This is a genomic window from Streptomyces sp. ADI96-02, assembly GCF_003846185.1.
GTDB lineage: Bacteria > Actinomycetota > Actinomycetes > Streptomycetales > Streptomycetaceae > Streptomyces.
The window spans coordinates 4,950,382-4,970,691 of sequence record NZ_ML123034.1 but is presented as its reverse complement, the minus strand read 5'-3'; the positions used below and the strand labels follow the sequence as shown (position 1 = coordinate 4,970,691).

Below are 20,310 nucleotides of genomic sequence, written 5' to 3'. Positions count from 1 at the left end.
AGCGGGGGACCTGCTTCCGGGGACGGGAAACCCCCCGGCGCGCTGGGTCGTGTCCCAGGCGCCGAGGGGTTCCCGATCGCTTCAGGCAGGAGCGACGCCCGTGCTCGGCGACGGTTCGGCAGGGGTGTCGGCGGCCCCTCCGTCGGCCGCGGACTCCTCCGCGGCCTGCCGTGCCTGCGCGGCGGCGCTGATCTCGCGCCATGCGGACTCCGCCGCCTGCTGCTCCGCTTCCTTCTTGCTACGGCCGGTGCCGGTGCCGTACGAGACACCACCGACGCGAGCAGCAGCAGTGAAGGTCTTCTCGTGGTCCGGGCCGGTCTCCGTGACGAGGTACTCGGGTACGCCGAGGCTCTCGCTCGCGGTGAGCTCCTGGAGGCTGGTCTTCCAGTCCAGGCCGGCTCCGAGGTTCGAGGACCTGTCGATCAGCGGGTCGAAGAGCCGGTGGACCAGCTCCGAGGCCGCGCTGAGGCCCTGATCGAGATAGACCGCACCGATCACCGCTTCCAGGGTGTCGGCGAGGATGGACGCCTTGTCCCGGCCTCCCGTGCCCTCTTCACCACGGCCGAGCCGGATGAAGGAGCCGAGTTCGAGGCCGCGGCCCACTTCCGCCAGCGCACGCGAGTTGACCACCGCGGCCCGCAACTTGGCCAGCTGGCCTTCGGGCAGGTCGGGGTGGGTGCGGTACAGCGTGTCCGTGACCACCAGGCCGAGCACCGAATCCCCGAGGAATTCGAGCCGCTCGTTGGTGGGCAGGCCGCCGTTCTCGTACGCGTACGAACGGTGGGTCAGCGCACGCACCAGAAGGGCGGACTCGAGGTGATACCCGAGCCGCCCTTCCAGAAGCGTGTGGGACGAGGCTGTGTTGACGTTGTCTGCCTGCTTCTTGGCGCTGGACAACTCAGACATCGGGCCTCTCACCAGCCGCTCAGACCTCGAGGACCTGGCGCTTGTTGTAGGTGCCGCAGCTCGGGCACGCAATGTGCTGGAGCTTCGGCTCCTGGCAACGCTCGCACGAAACCAGGGTGGGGACCGCAGCCTTCCACTGCGACCGGCGGTGGCGCGTGTTGCTGCGCGACATCTTCCGCTTCGGAACAGCCACGGCTACTTCTCCTGCTTCTCGTCGACGCCTGCTTCGGCGCCGCCCATGTTGTCCTTCTCGCCGTCCTGAACGGTCTCGGCGAGTCCTTGCAGTGCCGCCCAACGAATGTCGAGGGCGTCGTGGTGGTGGCCCGGGTTCTCGTCCAGCCTGATTCCGCATTCGGAACACAGGCCGGCGCAGGTCTCCTTGCACACCGGCTGCATGGGCAGTGCGAGCACTACCGCGTCACGCAGCACTGACTCGAGGTCGAACAAACCGTCCTCGAGGAAGAACCTGTCCTCGTCGTCCTCGGCGTCGTCGGCCGGGTCCGCACTGCTGCGGCCCCGGTCATCGGCGTCAGGGTACGAGAACATCTCCTGGAAATCCGCGTCGACCTCTACGGTCAGCGGCTCCAGACACCTTACGCACTCCCCCTCGGCGGTCGCACGGGCGGTGCCGGTGACGAGCACCCCTTCCATGACCGATTCGAGGCGGAGGTCCAGCTCCACGGGCGCGCCTTCCGGCACGCCGATGACGCCGTCGATACCGAGAACCGGCGAACCGGGTGCGTCCACCGAGCGGGTCAGCCGCTTCAGGGCACCGGGACGCCGACCCAGCTCGTGCGTATCGAACACGAGGGGGTTGCGGTGGTCGAGGTGGCCGTTCAGGGCTGTTTCCCGCTTTCGAATCAGATGCGTACTGCACAGGGAGGGCCTGCCCGGTCCGGAGTCGAAACGGGCAGCCGGGATCGCGGACATACGCGCGATCGAGGATTCAGGATACTTGACGTACCGCTCAGCACCCAATCCGGTGCGGAACCCCCCGTCCGAAGGTCAGCGGCCCTGCTCGTAGCGGCGCAGCTGGTCCAGGTCGATCATGCTGGTGTCGAAGAGGCTGGTCTCCTCCAGCGCGCTCTCGCCCTGCTGGGCCTGCGCCTGGGGCTGGGGCTGCGCCTGGGGCTGCTGCCAGCCGTAGTCCTGCCCCGGCTGGACCGGATAGCCGTTCGCGTCGTACGCCGGCTGCTGCTGGTAGGCGGCGTACGGGTCGCCCTGCTGCTGGTAGCCGTAGGCGTCCGGGACGGCGGGCTGGGGCGGCTGCTCCTGGTAGCCGTAGGCCGCCGGAGCGTACTGCGGCTCGGCCGGCGGCTGCGCCGGGTAGTGCGGCTGCTGGGACGGGGGCTGGGGCTGGGGCTGCCGCGGCGGGGGGGCCGCGATCTCGGCGAGGCCGGCGAGGTAGTCCGCGTCGCTGGTGTGGCCCTGGCCGGCGGCGGCGTCCTGGGCCGCGATGTGCGCGCCGAGGTCGTCGGTGGCGACCCGGCCGTGCAGCTTCTGCCGGCCCCGGCCGACCGCCTCCAGGGTCTTGGCGAGCACCGCCTCGAACGCGCCGAGCTTGGTGTCCACGTAGTCGTCGGCGCGCCGGCGGAGCGTCTCGGGGTCGGCGCTGCGCTCGGGGGCGTCGGCGAAGTCGGGGTCCTGGTAGCCCTGCTCGTCCAGGCCCTGACCGCGACCGAGCAGCTTCTCGCGGCCCCGGTCCACGGAGCCGATGGTCTTGGTGAGGACGACCTCGAAGTTGGCGAGCTTGCTGTCGACGTAGTCGTCGGCCTCGGCCCGGACCTCGTCGGCCTCACGGCGGGCCTCGGAGAGGATCCGGTCCGCCTCGCTCTGCGACCGGCGGGCGACCTCGGTGTCGGAGATCAGGGAGCCGCGCTGGGCGTGGGCGGACTGGATGATCCGCTCGGCCTCCTGGCGGGCCTGCTCGACGAGCTGCTCCCGGCCGCCGATCAGCTCCTCGGCGTGGGCGAGCGAGCCGGGCAGGGCCTGGCGCACCTCGTCGAGCATGGCGAGCAGTTCGGCGCGGTTGACCACGCACGAGGCCGACATGGGCATGGCGCGGGCGTTCCCGACCGCTTCGACGATCTCGTCGAGCTTCTTCTGCACGTCCACCGTGTGCTCGCCACTCTCTGCTGCTCTGTTGGAGACGGACGGGACGACTGTAAGGCCACTCCGCCGCCGTCCGACACCTGGTGACGGGAGGTCAGCGCCTCAGCGCTCGCCCAGACGCCGTATGAGCGCTTCGTGGACCTCCGGAGGCAGCAGGTGCGAGACGTCGCCGCCCCACGTCGCCACCTCCTTGACCAGCGAGGAGGACAGGAAGCTGTACGTCGGGTTGGTCGGCACGAAGAGCGTCTCGACGCCGGAGAGGCCGTTGTTCATCTGGGCCATCTGGAGCTCGTAGTCGAAGTCGCTGACGGCCCGCAGGCCCTTCACGATCGCCGGGATCTCCCGCTGCTTGCAGAAGTCGACCAGCAGGCCGTGGAAGGACTCCACCTCGACGTTGCCGAAGTCGGCGGTCACCCGGCGGATCAGGTCGATCCGCTCGTCCACGGTGAACAGCCCCTTCTTGGACTGGTTGATCATCACCGCGACGTGCACGACGTCGTACAGCTTCGAGGCTCGGCCAATGATGTCGAGATGCCCGTTGGTGATGGGGTCGAACGACCCCGGACAGACGGCGCGGCGCACAGTGATTCCCTCGCTCTCCGGACCGGTCATCGTGCGTCTTCGCACGTAGCGGCGGCGCGACCGTACCAAAGCGTTCCCTCGCCGTAGCGACGGGACCGCAGTGGCTCGAATCCGGCCGGCCAGCCGAATTCTCCGCCCCGGGTGCTGCGTTCCACCGTGACGAGCGCATCGCCGGTGAGCCACCCCTGAGCACGGAGTGTGAGCAGGATCTCGCGAAGATCGTCGTCGGTGACGGCGTAGGGAGGGTCCAGGAAGACGACGCTGTACGGCTCCGAGGGCGCCGGACCTGTCGTGATCTGCTCCGCTTTGCCGGTGCGCACCTCGGCGCCGGGCAGGCCCAGCGTGCGGACGTTGTCGCGGACCGTGCGGACCGCCTTCTGGTCGGCCTCGACCAGCAGGGCGTGGGCCGCGCCGCGGGAGAGCGCTTCGAGGCCGACGGCGCCGGAGCCCGCGTACAGGTCGGCGACCCTGGCCCCGTCCAGGGTGCCGAGGAGCGCCTCCCAGGTGGAGAACAGGCCCTCGCGCGCGCGGTCGGAGGTGGGGCGGGTGCCGGTGCCGGGCGGGACGGCCAGGCGGCGTCCGCCGGCCGAGCCGGCGATCACGCGGGTCATGGGTGTCGGGTCCTCGGGGTCGTGGGGCGGGCGGAGGGCCGGGAGGGGCCCGGCCGGGGGCGGCGCGCGGGACGGCGCGGGGCCGTGCGTCCACGATATGGCGTCGGGCGGCGGACGGCCCGTCCGCCTCTCCCCCGCGCCGCTGGGCTCACCCCTTGTCCAGGTACTCCTCGCGGTCCTTGTCGAGCAGCGCCGCCAGCACGGTGCGCAGCTCAGGCAGGTGCTCCAGCTCCGGGTCGGCGGCGACGACCGCGACGGCCTCCTCGCGGGCGGCGGCGATCACCTCCTCGTCGTCGATGACGGCGAGCATGCGCAGCGAGGAGCGCACGCCGGACTGGGCCTGGCCGAGGACGTCGCCCTCGCGGCGCTGCTCCAGGTCGATGCGGGAGAGCTCGAAGCCGTCGAGGGTGGCGGCGACGGCGGAGAGCCGGGCACGGGCCGGGCTCGCCTCGTGGGCCTCGCTGACCAGCAGGCACAGCCCCGGGGCGGAGCCGCGGCCGACCCGGCCGCGCAGCTGGTGGAGCTGGGAGACGCCGAACCGGTCGGCGTCCATGATCACCATGGCGGTGGCGTTGGGGACGTTGACGCCGACCTCGATGACGGTGGTGGCGACCAGGACGTCGACGTCGCCCGCGGCGAACCGGCGCATCACGTCGTCCTTCTCGTCGGGGTGCATCCGCCCGTGCAGCACCTCGACGCCCAGCCCGGCGAGCGGGCCCCCGCGCAGCTCGCCGGCGACCTCCAGGACGGCGAGCGGAGGCCGTTTCTCCGGATCCTCCTCGGCGGCCTTGTCCTTCGCCGTCCTCTTCTTCCCGCCGGGCTCCTCCGCGTCGTCGCCGATGCGGGGGCAGACGACGTACGCCTGGTGGCCGTTCTCCACTTCTTCGCGGACGCGCTCCCAGGCGCGGCTGAGGAAGTGCGGCTTGTCCTTGGCGGGGACGACGTGGCTGGCGATCGGGGAGCGGCCGGCCGGGAGCTGGTCCAGGACGGAGGTCTCCAGGTCGCCGAAGACCGTCATCGCGACCGTACGGGGAATGGGGGTGGCGGTCATGACGAGGAGGTGCGGCGGCTGCTTCCCCTTGGAGCGCAGGGCGTCGCGCTGCTCGACGCCGAAGCGGTGCTGCTCGTCCACGACGACCAGGCCGAGGTCGTGGAAGCGCACCTTGTCCTCGATGAGGGCGTGGGTGCCGATGACGATCCCGGCCTCGCCGGTGACCAGGTCGAGCAGGGCCTGGCGGCGGGCCGCCGTGCCCATGGATCCGGTGAGCAGGACGACCTTCGTGCCCCGCTCTGGGCCGCCCAGCATGCCGCCCTCGGCCAGCTCGCCCATCATCTCGGTGATGGAACGGTGGTGCTGCTGGGCCAGGACCTCGGTGGGGGCGAGCATCGCGGCCTGGCCGCCCGCGTCGACCACGGTGAGCATGGCGCGCAGGGCCACCATCGTCTTCCCGGAGCCGACCTCGCCCTGGAGGAGGCGGTGCATCGGGTGCTCGGTGGCCAGGTCGTCGAAGATCTCCCCGCTGACCTTGCGCTGGCCCTCGGTGAGCGTGAACGGCAGCTCGGCGTCGAAGGCGTCGAGCAGGCCGCCGGGGACGGCGCGGCGGGCGACGGCGGGCAGCTGGGTGTCGGCGTAGCGGCGGCGGGCCAGCGCGACCTGGAGGACGAACGCCTCGTCCCACTTGAGCCGGGCGCGGGCGTCCTCGACGTCCGCCTTCGTCCGGGGTCGGTGCACCTTGAGCAGGGCTTCGGGCAGCGGGGTGAAGCCGCGCCCCTCGCGCAGGGAGGCGGGCAGCGGGTCCACGGCGTCCCGCGCGCTCGGCAGCACGGCGTCCACGGCCTTGGCGATCCGCCAGGAGTCGAGCTGCTTGCACGCGGGGTAGATCGGCAGCAGCCGTCCGGCGAAGGCGTCGACCGCCTCGGTGGCCTCGTCGGCGTCGGTGGCGTCGAGCAGCTGGTACGTGGGGTGGGCCAGCTGCATCTTGCGGTTGAAGACGGACACCTTGCCGGCGAACATCGCCTGGCGGCCCGGCAGCAGCTCCTTGTGCGGCTTGTGGACGCCGTGGCCGAAGAAGACGAGCTGGAGCCGGCCGCTGCCGTCGGTCAGGGTGACCTCCAGGCGCTTGCCCCGGCCGTTGTTGAACATCAGGATCCGGGCGTCCGCGACCTGCGCGACGACCGTGACGTGCTCGTCCAGCGGGAGCTCGGCCAGCGCGGTCAGCCTGCCGCGCTCCTCGTAGCGGCGCGGGTAGTGGTGCAGCAGATCACCGACCGTGTGCAGGTCGAGGTGTTCGGCCATCACCTTCGCGGTGGCTCCGCCGAGCAGCTTCTTGAGAGGTTCATCGAACGAGGACACGCCTTCCATTGCACACCACGGCACTGACAGGTGTCCGCCCGGCGCGGCGGCGGCGCACCCGCCGGGGATCGCGGGACAGCCCTTACTCGACGCCGATCAGCAGCGGTGCGCGCTGGTGTCCGCCCCGGTAGACCACGGTGTCCACGGCGAGGTGGCCCTCGCGCACGTGCTTCTCCAGGGCGTCGGCCAGCGCGTCGGGGACGTCCTCGCCGAGGACGAGGGTGACCAGTTCGCCGCCGGCCGCGAGCATCCGGTCCAGGACGGTGCGGGCGGTGGCCGGCAGGTCCGCGCCGATGACGGCGACGTCGCCGTCGATCAGGCCGAGGATGTCACCGGCCTGGCAGACCCCGGCCATCGTCCACGACTGCCGTTCGGCGACGGCCAGTTCGGCGTACCGGGTGGCGCCCGCGGCGGCGGTCATGGCGACCACGTCCTCGTCGAAGCCGCGGTCCGGTTCGTGGACGGCGAGGGCCGCGATGCCCTGGACGGCCGCCCGGGTGGGGACGAGGGCGACCCGGACGCCCTCGGTCCTCGCCTGCTCGGCGGCGGCGGCGGCCGTGTGGCGCAGCGCCGCGTCGTTGGGCAGCAGGACCACCTCGCGGGCGTGGGCCCGGCGGATGGCGTCGACCAGTTCGCCGCTGGCGGGCGGTTCGCCGGGGCGGGCGAGCACGGTGGTGGCGCCGGCCTCCGTGCAGAGCCCGGCCAGCCCGTCGCCGGGGACCACGACGACGACGGCGCGGCGGGCGGGTTCGGTGTGCGGGCGCAGGTCGTGGCCGCTCTCGGTGGCGAAGTGGGTGATCCGGATCCGGTAGGGCCGCCCGGCCTCGACGCCCGCCTCCACGGCGGCTCCGGCGTCGTCGACATGGACGTGGACGTGCCAGAGCCCGTCGCCGCCGACCACGACCAGGGAGTCCCCGAGCGCGTCGAGCCGGGCGCGCAACCGGTCGACCTGGGCGTCGCCGGCCTCCAGCAGATAGATCACCTCGAAGGCGGGCCCGCCGCGGGCACCGCCCTCGGGGCAGTCGTCCGGGCCGTCGGGCACCGGGACGCCGCCGACCGGCAGGCCGTCGTCGCAGCCGCCGCCGTCCACCGGCGCGGGCGTCCGGCCGGCGGTGCGGGGCCCGCGCGCCGGGGCCTGTCCGGTCACCGCCTCCAGCAGGGCGCCCAGGACCGCCACCAGGCCCCGGCCGCCGGCGTCCACCACACCGGCCCGGCCGAGCACGGCGAGCTGGCCCGGCGTCTTCGCCAGGGCGGCGCGGGCACCTTCGTACGCGGCGTCCACCACGGTGCGCAGGGCCCCGTCGCCGTCCTGCGCGGCCTCGGCGGCGGCGGTGGCCACGGTGAGCACGGTGCCCTCGACGGGGTGGGCGACGGCCTGCCGGGCGGCTGCGGCGGCCCGGGTGAGGGCGAGCCGCAGGTGGGCGGCGTCACCGCCGTCGGCGAGCACCGCGGCCATGCCCCGCAGCAGCTGGGCCAGGATGGTGCCGGAGTTGCCCCGGGCGCCGATCAGCGCGCCGTGCGCCATGGCGCGTACGGCGTCGGCGGTGGCGGGCGCGGTCGTGCCGGTCTCATGGGCGGCGAACACGGCCTCGACGGCGGCGGCCGCGGATTCGACGGTCAGGTAGAGGTTGGTGCCGGTGTCACCGTCGGCGACCGGGTAGACGTTGATCGCGTCGATCTCCGCGCGCTCGCGGCCCAGGGCCTCCAGGGCCAGTGAGCACCAGGTGCGCACCGCGACGGCGTCCAGATCGTCGGGGAGCTGCGGCACCGATGGTCCTCCTTGAGCGGCCGTGGCAACGGGCTGCACCGCAGGTTAGCCCGCGTGCCGGGGCCCCGGCCCGGACAGGGCGCGGGAGGGCGGCGGGCGAAGCCGTGGTAGTTTCGTATCTCCGGAGCAGGCGTTGTATGCTGCTTCGGTTGCCCGATGAGAGTCGGGCCATTCCTCCGGTACCGCCACTTCATTCAATGATTCCGGCGCACCGGAATTCACTGTAAGTGCACCTGAAGTCTTTGGAGTGACCCGTGGCTGCCAACTGCGACGTCTGCGGCAAGGGGCCGGGCTTCGGCAACAACATTTCGCACTCGCACCGCCGTACGTCCCGTCGCTGGAATCCCAACATCCAGCGCGTGCGTGCCGTGGTCGGTCGGACGCCGAAGCGGCTCAACGTCTGCACCTCGTGCATCAAGGCCGGCAAGGTCGCGCGCTGACGTTCCCGTCGTAGCGCAGCCTTCCGGTTGCCCAAAAAGCCGGTCCGCCTCGGTGGACCGGCTTTTTGCTGTGCCCGTACGGCCCCGCGGGGGCCGGTCAGCCGGTCGGGCGGGTACGCCAGCCGTGGTCGACGGGGCCGATGCCGCCGCCGAGCGGGAACCCGGCCTCGATCGCCCCGGTGACGTACGCCTTCGCCTCCCGTACGGCCGTGGGGACGTCCCGGCCGAGCGCGAGCCCGGAGGCGATGGCGGAGGCCAGGGTGCAGCCGGTGCCGTGGGTGTGGCGGTTGTCGTGCCGGGGTGCGCGCAGCCAGTGCTCTTCGCTGCCGTCGGTGAGCAGGTCCACCGCCTCGCCCGGCAGATGCCCGCCCTTGACGACCACCCAGCGCGGCCCGAAGCCGAGGATCCGCTCCGCCGCCCGCCGCATGCCGCTCTCGTCGGCGACCCGGACTCCGGTGAGCTGGGCCACCTCGTCGAGGTTCGGGGTGGCGACGGTGGCGACGGGCAGCAGCTTGGTGCGCACGGAGTCCAGCGCCTCGGCGGCCAGCAGCGCGTCACCGTGCTTGGAGACGCCGACGGGGTCGACGACGACGGGGGCGGCGGTCCCGGCGAGGAGGCCGGCGACGGTCTCCACGAGCGCGGCGGAGGCGAGCATGCCGGTCTTGACGGCCTGGACGCCGATGTCGTCGACGACGCTGCGGTACTGGGCGCGCACGGCCTCCGGTGGAAGCTCCCAGGCGCCCTGGACGCCGAGGGAGTTCTGCGCGGTGACGGCGGTGAGGACGCTCATGCCGTGCACGCCGAGGGCGAGCATGGTCTTCAGGTCGGCCTGGATCCCCGCACCGCCGCCGGAGTCGGATCCGGCGACGGTCAGCACGCGGGGCGGCACAGCGGTACGCAGGGGCATGCGCAGCAATCTAGTGCGCGCGCCCGCGACCCCCGCCGCGAGGGGGACTGCGGGTCTCAGTAGGCGTCCTCGATCGCGCCGAAGTGGTCCCAGCCGCCCTTGCTGGTCCAGGGCGCCCCGTCGACGGTGACCTGGGGCAGGGCGGAGGGCTTGAGGACCTCGCCGATCACCCTCCAGCGGGCGGGGAGTTTCACGTCGGCCGGGAAGGTCGCCACGATCGCGTGGTCCTCGCCGCCGGTGAGCACCCACTGGATCGGGTCGACGCCGACGGCCTGGCCGATGTCGGACATCTGCGAGGGGATGTCGATGAGGCCGGCCCGCAGGTCGATCCGGACGTTGCTGGCCTCGGCGATGTGCCCGAGGTCCGCGACCAGCCCGTCGCTGACGTCGGTCATGGCGGTGGCGCCGAGCCCGGCCGCCGCGGGGCCCGCGTGGTACGGCGGTTCGGGGCGGCGGTGGGCCTCGACGAAGGCGCGGGGCGAGCGGAAGCCGCGGGAGAGCACGGCGTAGCCGGCGGCGGACCAGCCGAGCCAGCCCGTGACGGCGACGACGTCGCCGGGCCGGGCGCCGGCCCGCGTGACGGGCTCGTGGTCGCGCAGGTCGCCGAGCGCCGTGATCGACACGGTGATGGTGTCGCCGCCGACCACGTCGCCGCCGACCACGGCCGCTCCCGCCACCTGGCACTCGTCGCGGAGCCCGTCCATCAGTTCGGCGGCCCAGGTGACCGGGAGGTCGGCGGGGACGACGAGGCCGAGGAGCAGGGCGGTGGGCACGGCGCCCATGGCCGCGATGTCGGCGAGGTTCTGGGCCGCGGCCTTGCGGCCGACGTCGTACGCCGTCGACCAGTCGCGGCGGAAGTGCCGCCCTTCCAGCAGGATGTCCGTACTGACCACGACCCTGCGGTCGGGAGCGGCCACGACCGCGGCGTCGTCGCCGGGCCCCAGCCGTACCGCCGGAGTGGTGGTGAGCCGGGACGTGAGCTCTCTGATGAGCCCGAACTCCCCCAACTCGCCCACGGTTCCCTTCACCGAGTCCCACCTCTCATCTATCGCCCCGGACACCCGTCCGGGCCCCCGGTCGCGAGCCGTCACCGCTGTCGGTACCGTCAAGTCGAACGTCAACTTCTGCGCCCTGTACGCCACGCTGGGGACGCCAACGGGCCCGTAGGTCTCCCCGTGGCCCGCGACTACGCGATAACGTGGCGTCCCTTTCCCCCACATGATCCTCGTGGCCGCCCTGGAGGTTCCGTGGTACAGGCGTACATCCTCATTCAGACCGAGGTGGGCAAGGCGTCGACCGTCGCCGAGACCATCTCCAAACTCCCGGGAGTCATTCAGGCAGAGGACGTCACCGGACCCTACGACGTGATCGTGCGGGCCCAGTCCGACACGGTCGACGCGCTCGGCCGCATGGTGGTGGCCAAGGTGCAGCAGGTGGACGGCATCACACGGACCCTGACCTGCCCTGTCGTGCACCTCTGACCCCCGTCCAAGGGCTGTCCCGCGATCTCCGGCGGGCGCGCGACGGCAGCTACGGCACCTCGCCGCGTTGCCGGAGCGTCCCCATGCGTCCGGTATGCGGACGCCCCTCCGCCTCGCGATGCACCGCATCCGACGCCGCACGCTGATCCTCCAGGGACTGCGGGACAACCCTTAGGCTGGGCCGGTGACGTCTTCCCGCCGCCGGCCGCTCCGCTCGACTCTCCTTCTCGGCCCGTCCGCCGCCGTGCTCGTCCTGGCCGCGGCGGGCTGCTCGGTCGGCGGAGCCTCGCCCGTCGCCGTTCCCACGCCGTCGCCGGAGGCCGCCGCGTACTGCGAAGCGCTGCACGCGGAGTTGCCGGAGACGGTCGTCGGCCTGCGCCGGAGCGACCCCTCGCCGGACTCGGAGCTGACCTCCGGCTGGGGGGACGGGGCGATCGTACTGCGCTGCGGCGTCCCGCGGCCCGCGAAGATGGACGACCCCCAGGCGGAGGCGGTCGAGGCGGACGGCGTCTCGTGGATGCTGGAGCAGCCCGAGGGCTCCGGACCGCGGTTCACCTCGACCTACCGCAAGGCGTACGTCGAGGTGACGCTCTCGGAGGAGTACGCCCACGACGCGACGCCGCTGGCCGCGCTCGCCGGCCCGGTCGGCAGGGCCGTCCCGGACCGGCTGTGAGCCGGCGGCCGGCCGCGGGCGCTCAGCGCAGCCCGGTGGTCCGGTTCAACGCGGCCTGGATCAGCCGGTCGACCAGCTCCGGGTAGTCGACGCCGCTCTCCTGCCACATGCGCGGGTACATCGAGATCGGGGTGAACCCGGGCAGGGTGTTGATCTCGTTGATGACGAAGTCGCCGTCCTCGGTGAGGAAGAAGTCGGCGCGCACCAGGCCCTCGCAGGAGACGGCCTCGAAGGCCGCCACGGCGAGGCGCTGGACCTCGGCCGTCTGCTCCTCGGTCAGCGGCGCGGGCACCAGACCGGGAGCGGAGTCGATGTACTTCGCCTCGAAGTCGTAGAACTCGTGGGCGGTGACCGGCGGGATCTCCGCGGGCACACTGGCCCGCGGCCCGTCCGCGAACTCCAGCACCCCGCACTCGATCTCCCGGCCGCGCAGCAGCGACTCGACGAGGAACTTGGGGTCGTGGCGGCGGGCCTCCTCGATCGCCTCGTCGAGGCCGGCGAGGCCGTCGACCTTGGTGATGCCCACCGAGGAGCCGCCGCGGGCGGGCTTGACGAACAGCGGCCAGCCGTGCTCGCCGGCGAAGTCCACGATCCGCTCGCGGACGGCGGCCGGGTCGCGGTCCCATTCGCGCGGGCGGACGACCAGGTAGGGGCCGACCGGCAGGCCGAAGGAGCGGAAGACCCGCTTCATGTACTCCTTGTCCTGGCCGACGGCCGAGGCCAGGACACCGGCGCCGACGTAGGGGACGCCGGAGAGCTCCAGGAGCCCCTGGAGCGTCCCGTCCTCGCCGTAGGGGCCGTGCAGGACGGGGAAGACGACGTCGACCCCGCCGAGCGCCTTGGGCACCGCGCCGGGTTCGCTGTAGAGGACCTCCCGGCTGGCCGGGTCGACGGAGAGCGCGACCGTGCCGTCCTCCGACTCCACGAGCCGGCCGACGTCGGGCGTCCTGCGGTCCGTGATGGCCATGCGCTCGGGCTCGTCGGCGGTGAGCGCCCAGCGGCCGTCCGTCGTGATGCCGATCGGCAGGACGTCGTACACGGTCCGGTCGATGGCCTTCAGGACGGCGCCGGCCGTGACGACCGAGATGCCGTGTTCGGAGCTGCGTCCGCCGAACACGACAGCCACGCGCGGCTTGCGGCGCTGCTGCTCAGGGCTCTCGGCGCGCTCAGGGCTCTGGGGGAGGTTCTCGCTGCTCATATCGCGATGAGCGTACCTGCTGGTAAGGGAGACGTCAGCGTCGCTCGGCCTTGGCGCTCCGTGACATCAGCTCCTTGACGGCGACGACCGGGGACTTGCCCTCGTGGACGATGGAGACGACGGTTTCGGTGATCGGCATGTCGACCCCGTGCCTGCGTGCCAGGTCGAGGACCGATTCGCAGGACTTGACGCCCTCGGCGGTCTGCTTGGTGACGGCGATCGTCTCCTGGAGCGTCATGCCGCGGCCGAGGTTGGTGCCGAAGGTGTGGTTGCGCGAGAGCGGCGAGGAGCAGGTCGCCACCAGGTCGCCCAGGCCCGCGAGTCCGGAGAACGTCAACGGGTCGGCGCCCATGGCCAGACCCAGGCGGGTGGTCTCGGCGAGGCCGCGGGTGATGAGGGAGCCCTTGGTGTTGTCGCCCAGGCCCATGCCGTCCGCGATGCCGACGGCCAGGCCGATGACGTTCTTCACGGCGCCGCCGAGCTCGCAGCCCACGACGTCGGTGTTGGTGTACGGGCGGAAGTACGGGGTGTGGCAGGCGGCCTGGAGGCGCTGGGCGACGGACTCGTCGGCGCAGGCGACGACGGCCGCGGCGGGCCGGCGTTCGGCGATCTCCTTGGCCAGGTTGGGGCCGGAGACGACGGCGATGCGGTCGGCGGAGACCTTGGTGACGTCCGCGATGACCTCGCTCATCAGCTCGGCCGTGCCCAGTTCGACGCCCTTCATCAGGGAGACCAGGACGGTGTCCGGCTCCAGGTGCGGGGCCCAGTCGGCGAGGTTGGCGCGCAGCGTCTGGGAGGGCACGACGAGGAAGGCGAACTCGGCGCCGCGCAGGGCCTCGGCCGCGTCCGTGGTGGCGCGGATCGACGCGGGAAGCTCGATGCCCGGCAGGTAGTCCGGGTTGGTGCGGGTGGTGTTGATGGTCTCGGCGACCTCGGCGCGGCGGCCCCAGAGGGTGACCTCGCAGCCCGCGTCGGCGAGGATCACGGCGAACGCCGTACCCCATGAGCCGGTTCCGAAGACGGCCGCTTGTGCGGGGTGCGTCACGTGGGTCCCTTTCCCTGCGCCCTGCGCCGTTGTTCAGCACGGGCTTTGCGGTGATCGTAGAGCTCGGCGGGGGCGCGCTCCCCGCGCAGGTCCTCCAGCTCGCGGGTGACCGCGGCCATGATGGCCTCGGTGGCCTCGCGCAGCACCTCGGGCGTGGCCTCCAGGCCGTGGAAGCGGCTGAGGTCGACGGGCGGTCCGGCCTGGACCCGGAGCGTCTTGCGGGGGAACAGCCGGAGCTTGTTCTCCGTGGCGTACGGCGGCATCGCGAGGTTGGCGCCCCACTGGGCGACGGGGATGACCGGCGCCTTCGTCATCAGCGCCACGCGGGCGGCCCCGGTCTTGCCGGCCATCGGCCACAGGTCGGGGTCGCGGGTGAGGGTGCCCTCGGGGTAGAAGGCGACGCACTCGCCGCGCTCGATGGCCTCGACGGCGGCCCGGAAGGCGTCCAGCGCGTCGGTCGACTCGCGGTAGACGGGGATCTGGCCGGTGCCGCGCAGAATCATCCCGACGAAAGGAGTGCGGAAGAGGGCGGCCTTCGCCAGCAGCCGGGGCACCCGCCCGGTGTTGTACTGGAAGTGGCCGTAGGAGAGCGGGTCCAGATAGGAGTTGTGATTGACCGCCGTGATGAATCCGCCGTCGGCCGGAATGTGTTCCATCCCCCGCCAGTCCCGCTTGAACAGAACCACCAGTGGCGGCTTGGCGATGACCGCCGCCAGACGGTACCAGAAGCCGATTCTGCGGCGGGACACTCGGACACCTTCCTCTAAGGACTTCGACCTGCTGTTGGCTACTGACGGTCAAGTCTCGCCCCAGGCCCCTGCTCTGTCGAGAACACCGTACGCCTCACCCCCCGGCCCACACCTCCGGGTTGTGGGGCCGGCAGGTGAGAATAAGTCCTGATGCGCATGGAAGGGGAGATCGCCACGAACACCGATCCGGCCGGGGCCTGGTCCCTGGTCGTTCCGCTCAAGCCGCTCGCGCGGGCCAAGAGCCGCCTGGGACTGGCGGTGGGCGAGCGGTCGCGGCCCGGGCTGGCCCTGGCGTTCGCCCAGGACACGGTGGCCGCGGCGCTGTCCTGCGCTTTGGTGCGGGATGTGGTGGTCGTCACGGACGACGCGGTGGCCGGCGCGGCGCTGTCCGCGCTCGGGGCGCGGATCGTGCCGGACGCGCCGGCGGCCGGCCTGAACGCGGCCCTGGCGTACGGCGCCGCCATGGTGCGGGCGCTGCGGCCGGGCGCGCGGGCGGCGGCGCTCAACGCGGATCTGCCGGCGCTGCGCGCCGAGGAATTGGCGCGGGTGCTCGATTGCGCTTCCGCTTTTCCCCGCGCTTTTCTCAGGGATGCGGCGGGAATCGGGACGACATTTCTGTCCGCCGCCCCGGGAGTGGAATTGCGGCCGGCTTTCGGTGGTCCGTCCGGGGCACGGCACCTGGCGTCGGGCGCGGTGGAAATCGACCTGCCCGCTCTCGGCTCGGTGCGCCGGGACGTGGATACGGGCGAGGATCTGCGGGCCGCCCGGGCGCTGGGCCTGGGACCGCACACCGCGCGGCTCGCGGCCTCCCTCTCCCCGGTCCCGGACCGCTAGGCTGCCGCCCATGCAGGCGACCTCGTACACGTACGACCCCGAGACCCGCGGCGGCAGTGTGCTGCTGGACGACGGCACCCCGGTGGACTTCGACGCCGCCGCGTTCGACGCGGGCGGTCTGCTGCTCCTGCGTCCCGGGCAGCGGGTGCGGATCGAGGGCGAGGGCGAGGGGGCGGCCCTGCGGATCACGCTGGTGACGCTCCAGACGTTCTGAGGCGCGACCGGGGCGACTCGGGCGCCCACCGGGGGGCGAAGCGGCCCCGGACAGCCCGCGGGCCGGGCTCCCCAGAGAGGGAGCCCGGCCCGGCGCGTGTGAGGGGCGAGTGGTCGCCCGGTGTCACTTCTTGCGTGCGGTGGCCTTCTTGGCCGTGGTCGTGCGCGCCGTGGTCTTCTTCGCGGGCGCCTTCTTCGCCGTGGTCTTCTTGGCGGGCGCGGTCTTGCCGGCGACGGCCTTCTTGGCGGTCGTCGCGGTCTTCTTCGCCGGGGACGCCTTCTTCGCGGCCGGCGTGGCCTTCTTGGCCGTCGCGGTGGCCTTCTTCGCGGTGGCCTTCTTGGCGGTGGCGGTGGTCTTCTTCGCCGGGGCCACGGCCTTCTTGGCGGTGGTCTTCTTCGCCGTGGCCTTCTTGGCGGCGGACTTCTTGGCGGCGGCGGCCTTGACCGTCGTACGCGCGGCGGAAGATCCGCCCGAGAGGCTGCCCTTGGGGGCCTTCTTCACGGCCACGTCGTTCTTGGGGAGCTTCTTCGAGCCGCTCACCAGGTCCTTGAAGCCCTGACCCGCGCGGAAGCGGGGCACCGAGGTCTTCTTGACCCGCACCCGCTCACCCGTCTGCGGGTTGCGGGCGTACCGGGCGGGGCGGTCGACCTTCTCGAACGAACCGAAGCCGGTGACCGAGACACGGTCACCGGCGACCACGGCCCGGACGATGGCGTCGAGTACCGCGTCGACCGCGTCCGCGGCCTGCTGACGGCCGCCGACCTTGTCGGCAATCGCTTCTACGAGCTGCGCCTTGTTCACGTCTTCCCCTTCGGAGACATTGCCAGAACGAAAGTGTTCAAGCTTTTTCGCACGTTAGGCAGATATATACCGCAAATCAAACACGAAACGGGCTAATCACCCTAGTGCCGCAACGAAGTCGACCGCTGCGGAGTTCCGCAGTGTCAGTCACCTTCGGGGAATCGGCCCTCATCGAGGTCCTTCATCAACCGGTCCAGACGCCTTGCCGCGTCCGGGAGATCGTGCTTCGCCGCGGCCGTGACGACCAGCAGCTTCCGGGAGAGCGCCATCCGTACGCTCTCCGGGACTTGCAGTGCACGCACCTTCGCGTGCGCTTCCTTCAATCGGTCGGCGACTTGGCCATAGAGCTTGAGTTGGCTGTCGCGTTCCATGCACCGATTGTGCCATCTGGGGCGAGTTGTCGCCCGACGGGGTCTCAACAAGCGACTGCGCCCCCCGTCCGAAGGCGAGGGGCGCAGTCCTGGAAACGTGCTGCTCAGGCCTCGATGGTACGCGGCTTGAAGCCCGGCCTGGCCGCTTCGTACGCGGAGATGTCCGCTTCGTTCTGAAGGGTGAGGCTGATGTCGTCGAGCCCGTTGAGCAGGCGCCAGCGGGCGTTCTCGTCGAGCTCGAAGTCGGCCGTGACACCCTCGGCGCGGACCTGCCGGGCCTCCAGGTCGACGGTGATCTCGGCCGTCGGGTCGGCCTCGGTCAGCTCCCACAGGGTGTCGACGACCTTCTGGTCCAGGACCACGGTCAGCAGTCCGTTCTTCAGCGAGTTGCCGCGGAAGATGTCGGCGAAGCGGGAGGAGACCACGGCCTTGAAGCCGAAGTTCTGCAGGGCCCAGACCGCGTGCTCGCGGGAGGAGCCCGTACCGAAGTCGGGGCCCGCCACCAGGACCGAGGCGCCCTCGCGCTCGGGGCGGTTGAGGACGAAGTTCTCGTCCTTGCGCCAGGCTTCGAAGAGCCCGTCCTCGAAGCCGTCGCGGGTGACCTTCTTCAGCCAGTGCGCGGGGATGATCTGGTCGGTGTCGACGTTGCTGCGGCGCAGCGGGACGGCCCGGCCGGTGTGGGTGGTGAAGGCTTCCATGGCTATCGGACTCCGGCGGGGGTACGGGTGTCGGACAGATCGGCGGGCGAGGCCAGATGGCCCAGTACCGCCGTGGCGGCGGCGACCTGGGGCGAGACCAGATGGGTGCGTCCGCCCTTGCCCTGCCGGCCCTCGAAGTTGCGGTTCGAGGTGGAGGCGGAGCGCTCGCCGGGGGCCAGCTGGTCGGGGTTCATGCCGAGGCACATCGAGCAGCCCGCGTGCCGCCATTCGGCGCCGGCGGCGGTGAAGACCTTGTCCAGGCCCTCCTCGACGGCTTGGAGGGCGACCCGGACGGAGCCGGGGACGACCAGCATCCGTACGCCGTCGGCGACTTTGCGGCCGTCCAGGACCGAGGCCGCGTTGCGCAGGTCCTCGATCCGGCCGTTGGTGCACGAACCTACGAAGACGGTGTCCACGTCGATCTCGCGCAGCGGCTGCCCGGCGGTCAACCCCATGTACTCCAGGGCCTTTTCGGCGGCGTTGCGCTCCGAGGCGTCCTCGTACGAAGCGGGATCGGGGACGTTGGCCGACAGCGGCGCGCCCTGGCCGGGGTTGGTTCCCCAGGTGACGAACGGGGCCAGTTCGGCGGCGTCGATGACGACCTCGGCGTCGAACACCGCGTCGTCGTCCGAGCGCAGCGTCCGCCAGTACGCGACTGCCGCGTCCCAGTCCTCGCCCCGCGGGGCGTGGTCGCGGCCCCGGAGGTAGTCGAAGGTGGTGGCGTCGGGGGCGATCATGCCCGCGCGGGCGCCGGCCTCGATCGACATGTTGCAGATGGTCATCCGGGCCTCCATCGAGAGCTTCTCGATGGCGGAGCCGCGGTATTCGAGGATGTAGCCCTGGCCGCCGCCGGTGCCGATCCGGGCGATGATCGCCAGGATGAGGTCCTTCGCGGTGACCTCGTCGGGCAGTTCTCCCTCGACCGTGATGGCCATGGTCTTCGGGCGGGCCAGCGGCAGGGTCTGGGTGGCCAGCACGTGTTCCACCTGGCTGGTGCCGATGCCGAAGGCCAGCGCGCCGAACGCGCCGTGCGTGGAGGTGTGGGAGTCGCCGCAGACCACCGTGGTGCCGGGCTGGGTCAGGCCGAGCTGCGGGCCCACCACGTGGACGACGCCCTGCTCGACGTCGCCCAGCGGGTGCAGCCGGACGCCGAAGTCCGCGCAGTTCTTGCGCAGTGTCTCCAGCTGGGCGCGCGAGACCGGGTCGGCGATCGGCTTGTCGATGTCGAGGGTCGGGGTGTTGTGGTCCTCGGTGGCGATGGTGAGGTCGAGGCGCCGCACCGGCCGTCCGGCCTGGCGCAGTCCGTCGAAGGCCTGCGGGCTGGTCACCTCGTGCAGCAGGTGCAGATCGATGAAGAGAAGGTCGGGCTCGCCCTCCGCGCGCCGGACGACGTGGTCGTCCCAGACCTTCTCCGCGAGTGTCCTACCCATCGCTTTCCCTCCGGCCGGCGTCCTCGCCGGCCCAACTAGAGATCTCGGATGTGCCGGCCGTCCGCGCCCCCCGTACGGGGGCGGTGGCCGCGGGCCGTCGTGCGGCCTCTCCTACAGGTTCGCAACTTCCATGGAAAATTGAACTTGCGTTTCACAGAGTGAGACGGGAGTATCGTCGTATGGACAACTCTAGCGGCGTCGGCGTTCTCGACAAGGCAGCTCTGGTATTGAGCGCCCTGGAGTCCGGTCCGGCCACCCTCGCCGGGCTGGTCGCGGCGACCGGGCTCGCACGGCCCACGGCCCATCGACTGGCCGTGGCACTGGAACACCACCGGATGGTGGCGAGGGACATGCAGGGCCGGTTCATCCTCGGTCCGCGGCTGTCCGAGCTGGCAGCCTCGGCCGGCGAGGACCGCCTGCTGGCCACGGCCGGACCGGTGCTCACCCACCTGCGCGACATCACCGGCGAGAGCGCGCAGCTCTACCGCCGGCAGGGCGACATGCGCATCTGCGTGGCGGCGGCGGAACGGCTGTCCGGACTCCGGGACACGGTGCCGGTCGGCTCCACGCTCACGATGAAGGCGGGCTCCTCCGCCCAGATCCTGATGGCCTGGGAGGAGCCGGAGCGCCTGCACCGCGGCCTCCAGGGGGCCCGGTTCACCGCGACGGCGCTCTCGGGCGTACGGCGGCGGGGCTGGGCCCAGTCGATCGGCGAGCGCGAGCCCGGCGTCGCCTCGGTCTCCGCCCCGGTGCGCGGACCGTCGAACCGCGTCGTGGCCGCGGTCTCGGTCTCCGGGCCGATCGAGCGGCTGACCCGGCACCCGGGCCGGATGCACGCCCAGGCGGTCATCGACTCGGCCGCCCGGCTGAGCGAGGCCCTGCGCCGCACCGGCTGACCCGGCGCCCCTTTCGGCGATCGGCCGCCCCAGCGTCGTGGCGGCCCTCCTCACCCCGGCCCGCTCCCCCGCCGGACAGCGCTCGCGCGCAACCCCGAACGCCGCTCGCGCGCAACCCCGTACGCCACACCCGGGCAGCGCAAAACCCGCGCGACGGCGGCGACTTGGACCGGGCGTGCGCCGGCCGGGAACAGCACGAAGGCCCTCCACCGAAGTGAAGGGCCTTCGCCTACCGCTCTGT

The 20,310-nt window shown here is 72.1% G+C and carries 23 protein-coding genes; 6 read left to right on the top strand and 17 right to left on the bottom strand.

Annotated elements, in window-relative coordinates:
* Nucleotides 1-81: 81 nt before the first annotated feature.
* The 8 genes from rnc to EES43_RS21955 form a co-directional block, all read right to left on the bottom strand.
* A complete protein-coding gene (gene rnc, locus EES43_RS21990; protein ID WP_124270302.1) occupies nucleotides 82-906 on the bottom strand; it encodes a ribonuclease III in 825 nt (274 codons plus the stop codon).
* A 19-nt stretch (nucleotides 907-925) separates the two neighbouring features.
* The gene (gene rpmF / locus EES43_RS21985; protein ID WP_003965982.1) at nucleotides 926-1,099 is read right to left on the bottom strand and encodes a 50S ribosomal protein L32; all 174 of its coding nucleotides are present in this window, start codon (nucleotides 1,097-1,099) and stop codon (nucleotides 926-928) included.
* Between the two features lie 2 nt (nucleotides 1,100-1,101).
* On the bottom strand, nucleotides 1,102-1,713 hold the full coding sequence (locus EES43_RS21980) for a YceD family protein (RefSeq protein WP_206430202.1): 612 nt from the start codon (nucleotides 1,711-1,713) through the stop codon (nucleotides 1,102-1,104).
* A 198-nt stretch (nucleotides 1,714-1,911) separates the two neighbouring features.
* Nucleotides 1,912-3,021: an ATP synthase F0 subunit B gene (locus EES43_RS21975; RefSeq protein WP_124270301.1), complete on the bottom strand. Its 1,110-nt coding sequence runs from the start codon at nucleotides 3,019-3,021 to the stop codon at nucleotides 1,912-1,914.
* 99 nt (nucleotides 3,022-3,120) lie between these two features.
* Entirely contained in the window at nucleotides 3,121-3,600 is a 480-nt protein-coding gene (gene coaD, locus EES43_RS21970; protein ID WP_206430201.1) for a pantetheine-phosphate adenylyltransferase, read from the bottom strand.
* Nucleotides 3,601-3,626: 26 nt separating this feature from the next.
* A complete protein-coding gene (rsmD, locus tag EES43_RS21965; RefSeq protein WP_124270299.1) occupies nucleotides 3,627-4,211 on the bottom strand; it encodes a 16S rRNA (guanine(966)-N(2))-methyltransferase RsmD in 585 nt (194 codons plus the stop codon).
* 148 nt (nucleotides 4,212-4,359) lie between these two features.
* Nucleotides 4,360-6,573: an ATP-dependent DNA helicase RecG gene (gene recG / locus EES43_RS21960; RefSeq protein WP_206430102.1), complete on the bottom strand. Its 2,214-nt coding sequence runs from the start codon at nucleotides 6,571-6,573 to the stop codon at nucleotides 4,360-4,362.
* 73 nt (nucleotides 6,574-6,646) lie between these two features.
* The gene (locus EES43_RS21955; protein WP_124270297.1) at nucleotides 6,647-8,332 is read right to left on the bottom strand and encodes a DAK2 domain-containing protein; all 1,686 of its coding nucleotides are present in this window, start codon (nucleotides 8,330-8,332) and stop codon (nucleotides 6,647-6,649) included.
* A 254-nt stretch (nucleotides 8,333-8,586) separates the two neighbouring features.
* Between EES43_RS21955 and rpmB the strand changes: the two genes are divergently transcribed.
* Nucleotides 8,587-8,772, top strand: coding sequence for a 50S ribosomal protein L28 (gene rpmB, locus EES43_RS21950; RefSeq protein WP_030928661.1), 186 nt, complete (start codon nucleotides 8,587-8,589; stop codon nucleotides 8,770-8,772).
* A gap of 97 nt (nucleotides 8,773-8,869) precedes the next feature.
* On the opposite strand, the gene thiD is transcribed toward rpmB, so the two are convergent.
* Both thiD and EES43_RS21940 read right to left on the bottom strand, forming a co-directional pair.
* The gene (gene thiD, locus EES43_RS21945; protein ID WP_124270296.1) at nucleotides 8,870-9,679 is read right to left on the bottom strand and encodes a bifunctional hydroxymethylpyrimidine kinase/phosphomethylpyrimidine kinase; all 810 of its coding nucleotides are present in this window, start codon (nucleotides 9,677-9,679) and stop codon (nucleotides 8,870-8,872) included.
* Nucleotides 9,680-9,735: 56 nt separating this feature from the next.
* Nucleotides 9,736-10,707 (bottom strand): thiamine-phosphate kinase, encoded by a 972-nt coding sequence (locus EES43_RS21940; RefSeq protein ID WP_124270295.1) that lies wholly within the window; start codon nucleotides 10,705-10,707, stop codon nucleotides 9,736-9,738.
* A 219-nt stretch (nucleotides 10,708-10,926) separates the two neighbouring features.
* Here EES43_RS21940 and EES43_RS21935 point away from each other — a divergent pair, with 219 nt between their 5' ends.
* Nucleotides 10,927-11,160 (top strand): Lrp/AsnC family transcriptional regulator, encoded by a 234-nt coding sequence (locus tag EES43_RS21935; RefSeq protein WP_124270294.1) that lies wholly within the window; start codon nucleotides 10,927-10,929, stop codon nucleotides 11,158-11,160.
* Between the two features lie 184 nt (nucleotides 11,161-11,344).
* Nucleotides 11,345-11,833, top strand: coding sequence for a DUF3515 domain-containing protein (locus tag EES43_RS21930; protein ID WP_124270293.1), 489 nt, complete (start codon nucleotides 11,345-11,347; stop codon nucleotides 11,831-11,833).
* A gap of 22 nt (nucleotides 11,834-11,855) precedes the next feature.
* Here the strand turns inward: EES43_RS21930 and EES43_RS21925 are convergent, their stop codons facing one another.
* The 3 genes from EES43_RS21925 to EES43_RS21915 are packed head-to-tail and all read right to left on the bottom strand — an operon-like array spanning nucleotide 11,856 to nucleotide 14,825.
* Nucleotides 11,856-13,031, bottom strand: coding sequence for a D-alanine--D-alanine ligase family protein (locus EES43_RS21925; protein WP_124270292.1), 1,176 nt, complete (start codon nucleotides 13,029-13,031; stop codon nucleotides 11,856-11,858).
* A 34-nt stretch (nucleotides 13,032-13,065) separates the two neighbouring features.
* Nucleotides 13,066-14,076, bottom strand: coding sequence for an NAD(P)H-dependent glycerol-3-phosphate dehydrogenase (locus tag EES43_RS21920; RefSeq protein ID WP_124270291.1), 1,011 nt, complete (start codon nucleotides 14,074-14,076; stop codon nucleotides 13,066-13,068).
* A complete protein-coding gene (locus EES43_RS21915; RefSeq protein ID WP_124270290.1) occupies nucleotides 14,073-14,825 on the bottom strand; it encodes a lysophospholipid acyltransferase family protein in 753 nt (250 codons plus the stop codon). The genes EES43_RS21920 and EES43_RS21915 overlap by 4 nt, the downstream gene beginning before the upstream one ends.
* Nucleotides 14,826-14,975: 150 nt before the next feature.
* Between EES43_RS21915 and cofC the strand changes: the two genes are divergently transcribed.
* Together cofC and EES43_RS21905 are read left to right on the top strand one after the other, a co-directional pair.
* Nucleotides 14,976-15,659 (top strand): 2-phospho-L-lactate guanylyltransferase, encoded by a 684-nt coding sequence (cofC, locus tag EES43_RS21910; RefSeq protein WP_124270289.1) that lies wholly within the window; start codon nucleotides 14,976-14,978, stop codon nucleotides 15,657-15,659.
* A 10-nt stretch (nucleotides 15,660-15,669) separates the two neighbouring features.
* Nucleotides 15,670-15,873 carry a hypothetical protein gene (locus EES43_RS21905; RefSeq protein WP_124270288.1) on the top strand — a complete coding sequence of 68 codons (204 nt, stop codon included), beginning with the start codon at nucleotides 15,670-15,672 and terminating at the stop codon, nucleotides 15,871-15,873.
* 123 nt (nucleotides 15,874-15,996) lie between these two features.
* On the opposite strand, the gene EES43_RS21900 is transcribed toward EES43_RS21905, so the two are convergent.
* The 4 genes from EES43_RS21900 to leuC form a co-directional block, all read right to left on the bottom strand.
* A complete protein-coding gene (locus EES43_RS21900) occupies nucleotides 15,997-16,674 on the bottom strand; it encodes an HU family DNA-binding protein (protein WP_124270287.1) in 678 nt (225 codons plus the stop codon).
* A gap of 143 nt (nucleotides 16,675-16,817) precedes the next feature.
* The gene (locus EES43_RS21895; protein WP_015611645.1) at nucleotides 16,818-17,045 is read right to left on the bottom strand and encodes an SCO5555 family protein; all 228 of its coding nucleotides are present in this window, start codon (nucleotides 17,043-17,045) and stop codon (nucleotides 16,818-16,820) included.
* A gap of 104 nt (nucleotides 17,046-17,149) precedes the next feature.
* On the bottom strand, nucleotides 17,150-17,743 hold the full coding sequence (leuD, locus tag EES43_RS21890; protein ID WP_124270286.1) for a 3-isopropylmalate dehydratase small subunit: 594 nt from the start codon (nucleotides 17,741-17,743) through the stop codon (nucleotides 17,150-17,152).
* Nucleotides 17,744-17,745: 2 nt separating this feature from the next.
* Nucleotides 17,746-19,173 (bottom strand): 3-isopropylmalate dehydratase large subunit, encoded by a 1,428-nt coding sequence (leuC, locus tag EES43_RS21885; protein WP_124270285.1) that lies wholly within the window; start codon nucleotides 19,171-19,173, stop codon nucleotides 17,746-17,748.
* 179 nt (nucleotides 19,174-19,352) lie between these two features.
* On the opposite strand from leuC, the gene ndgR reads away from it, so the two are divergent.
* A complete protein-coding gene (gene ndgR / locus EES43_RS21880) occupies nucleotides 19,353-20,069 on the top strand; it encodes an IclR family transcriptional regulator NdgR (protein WP_124270284.1) in 717 nt (238 codons plus the stop codon).
* Nucleotides 20,070-20,310 lie beyond the last annotated feature (241 nt).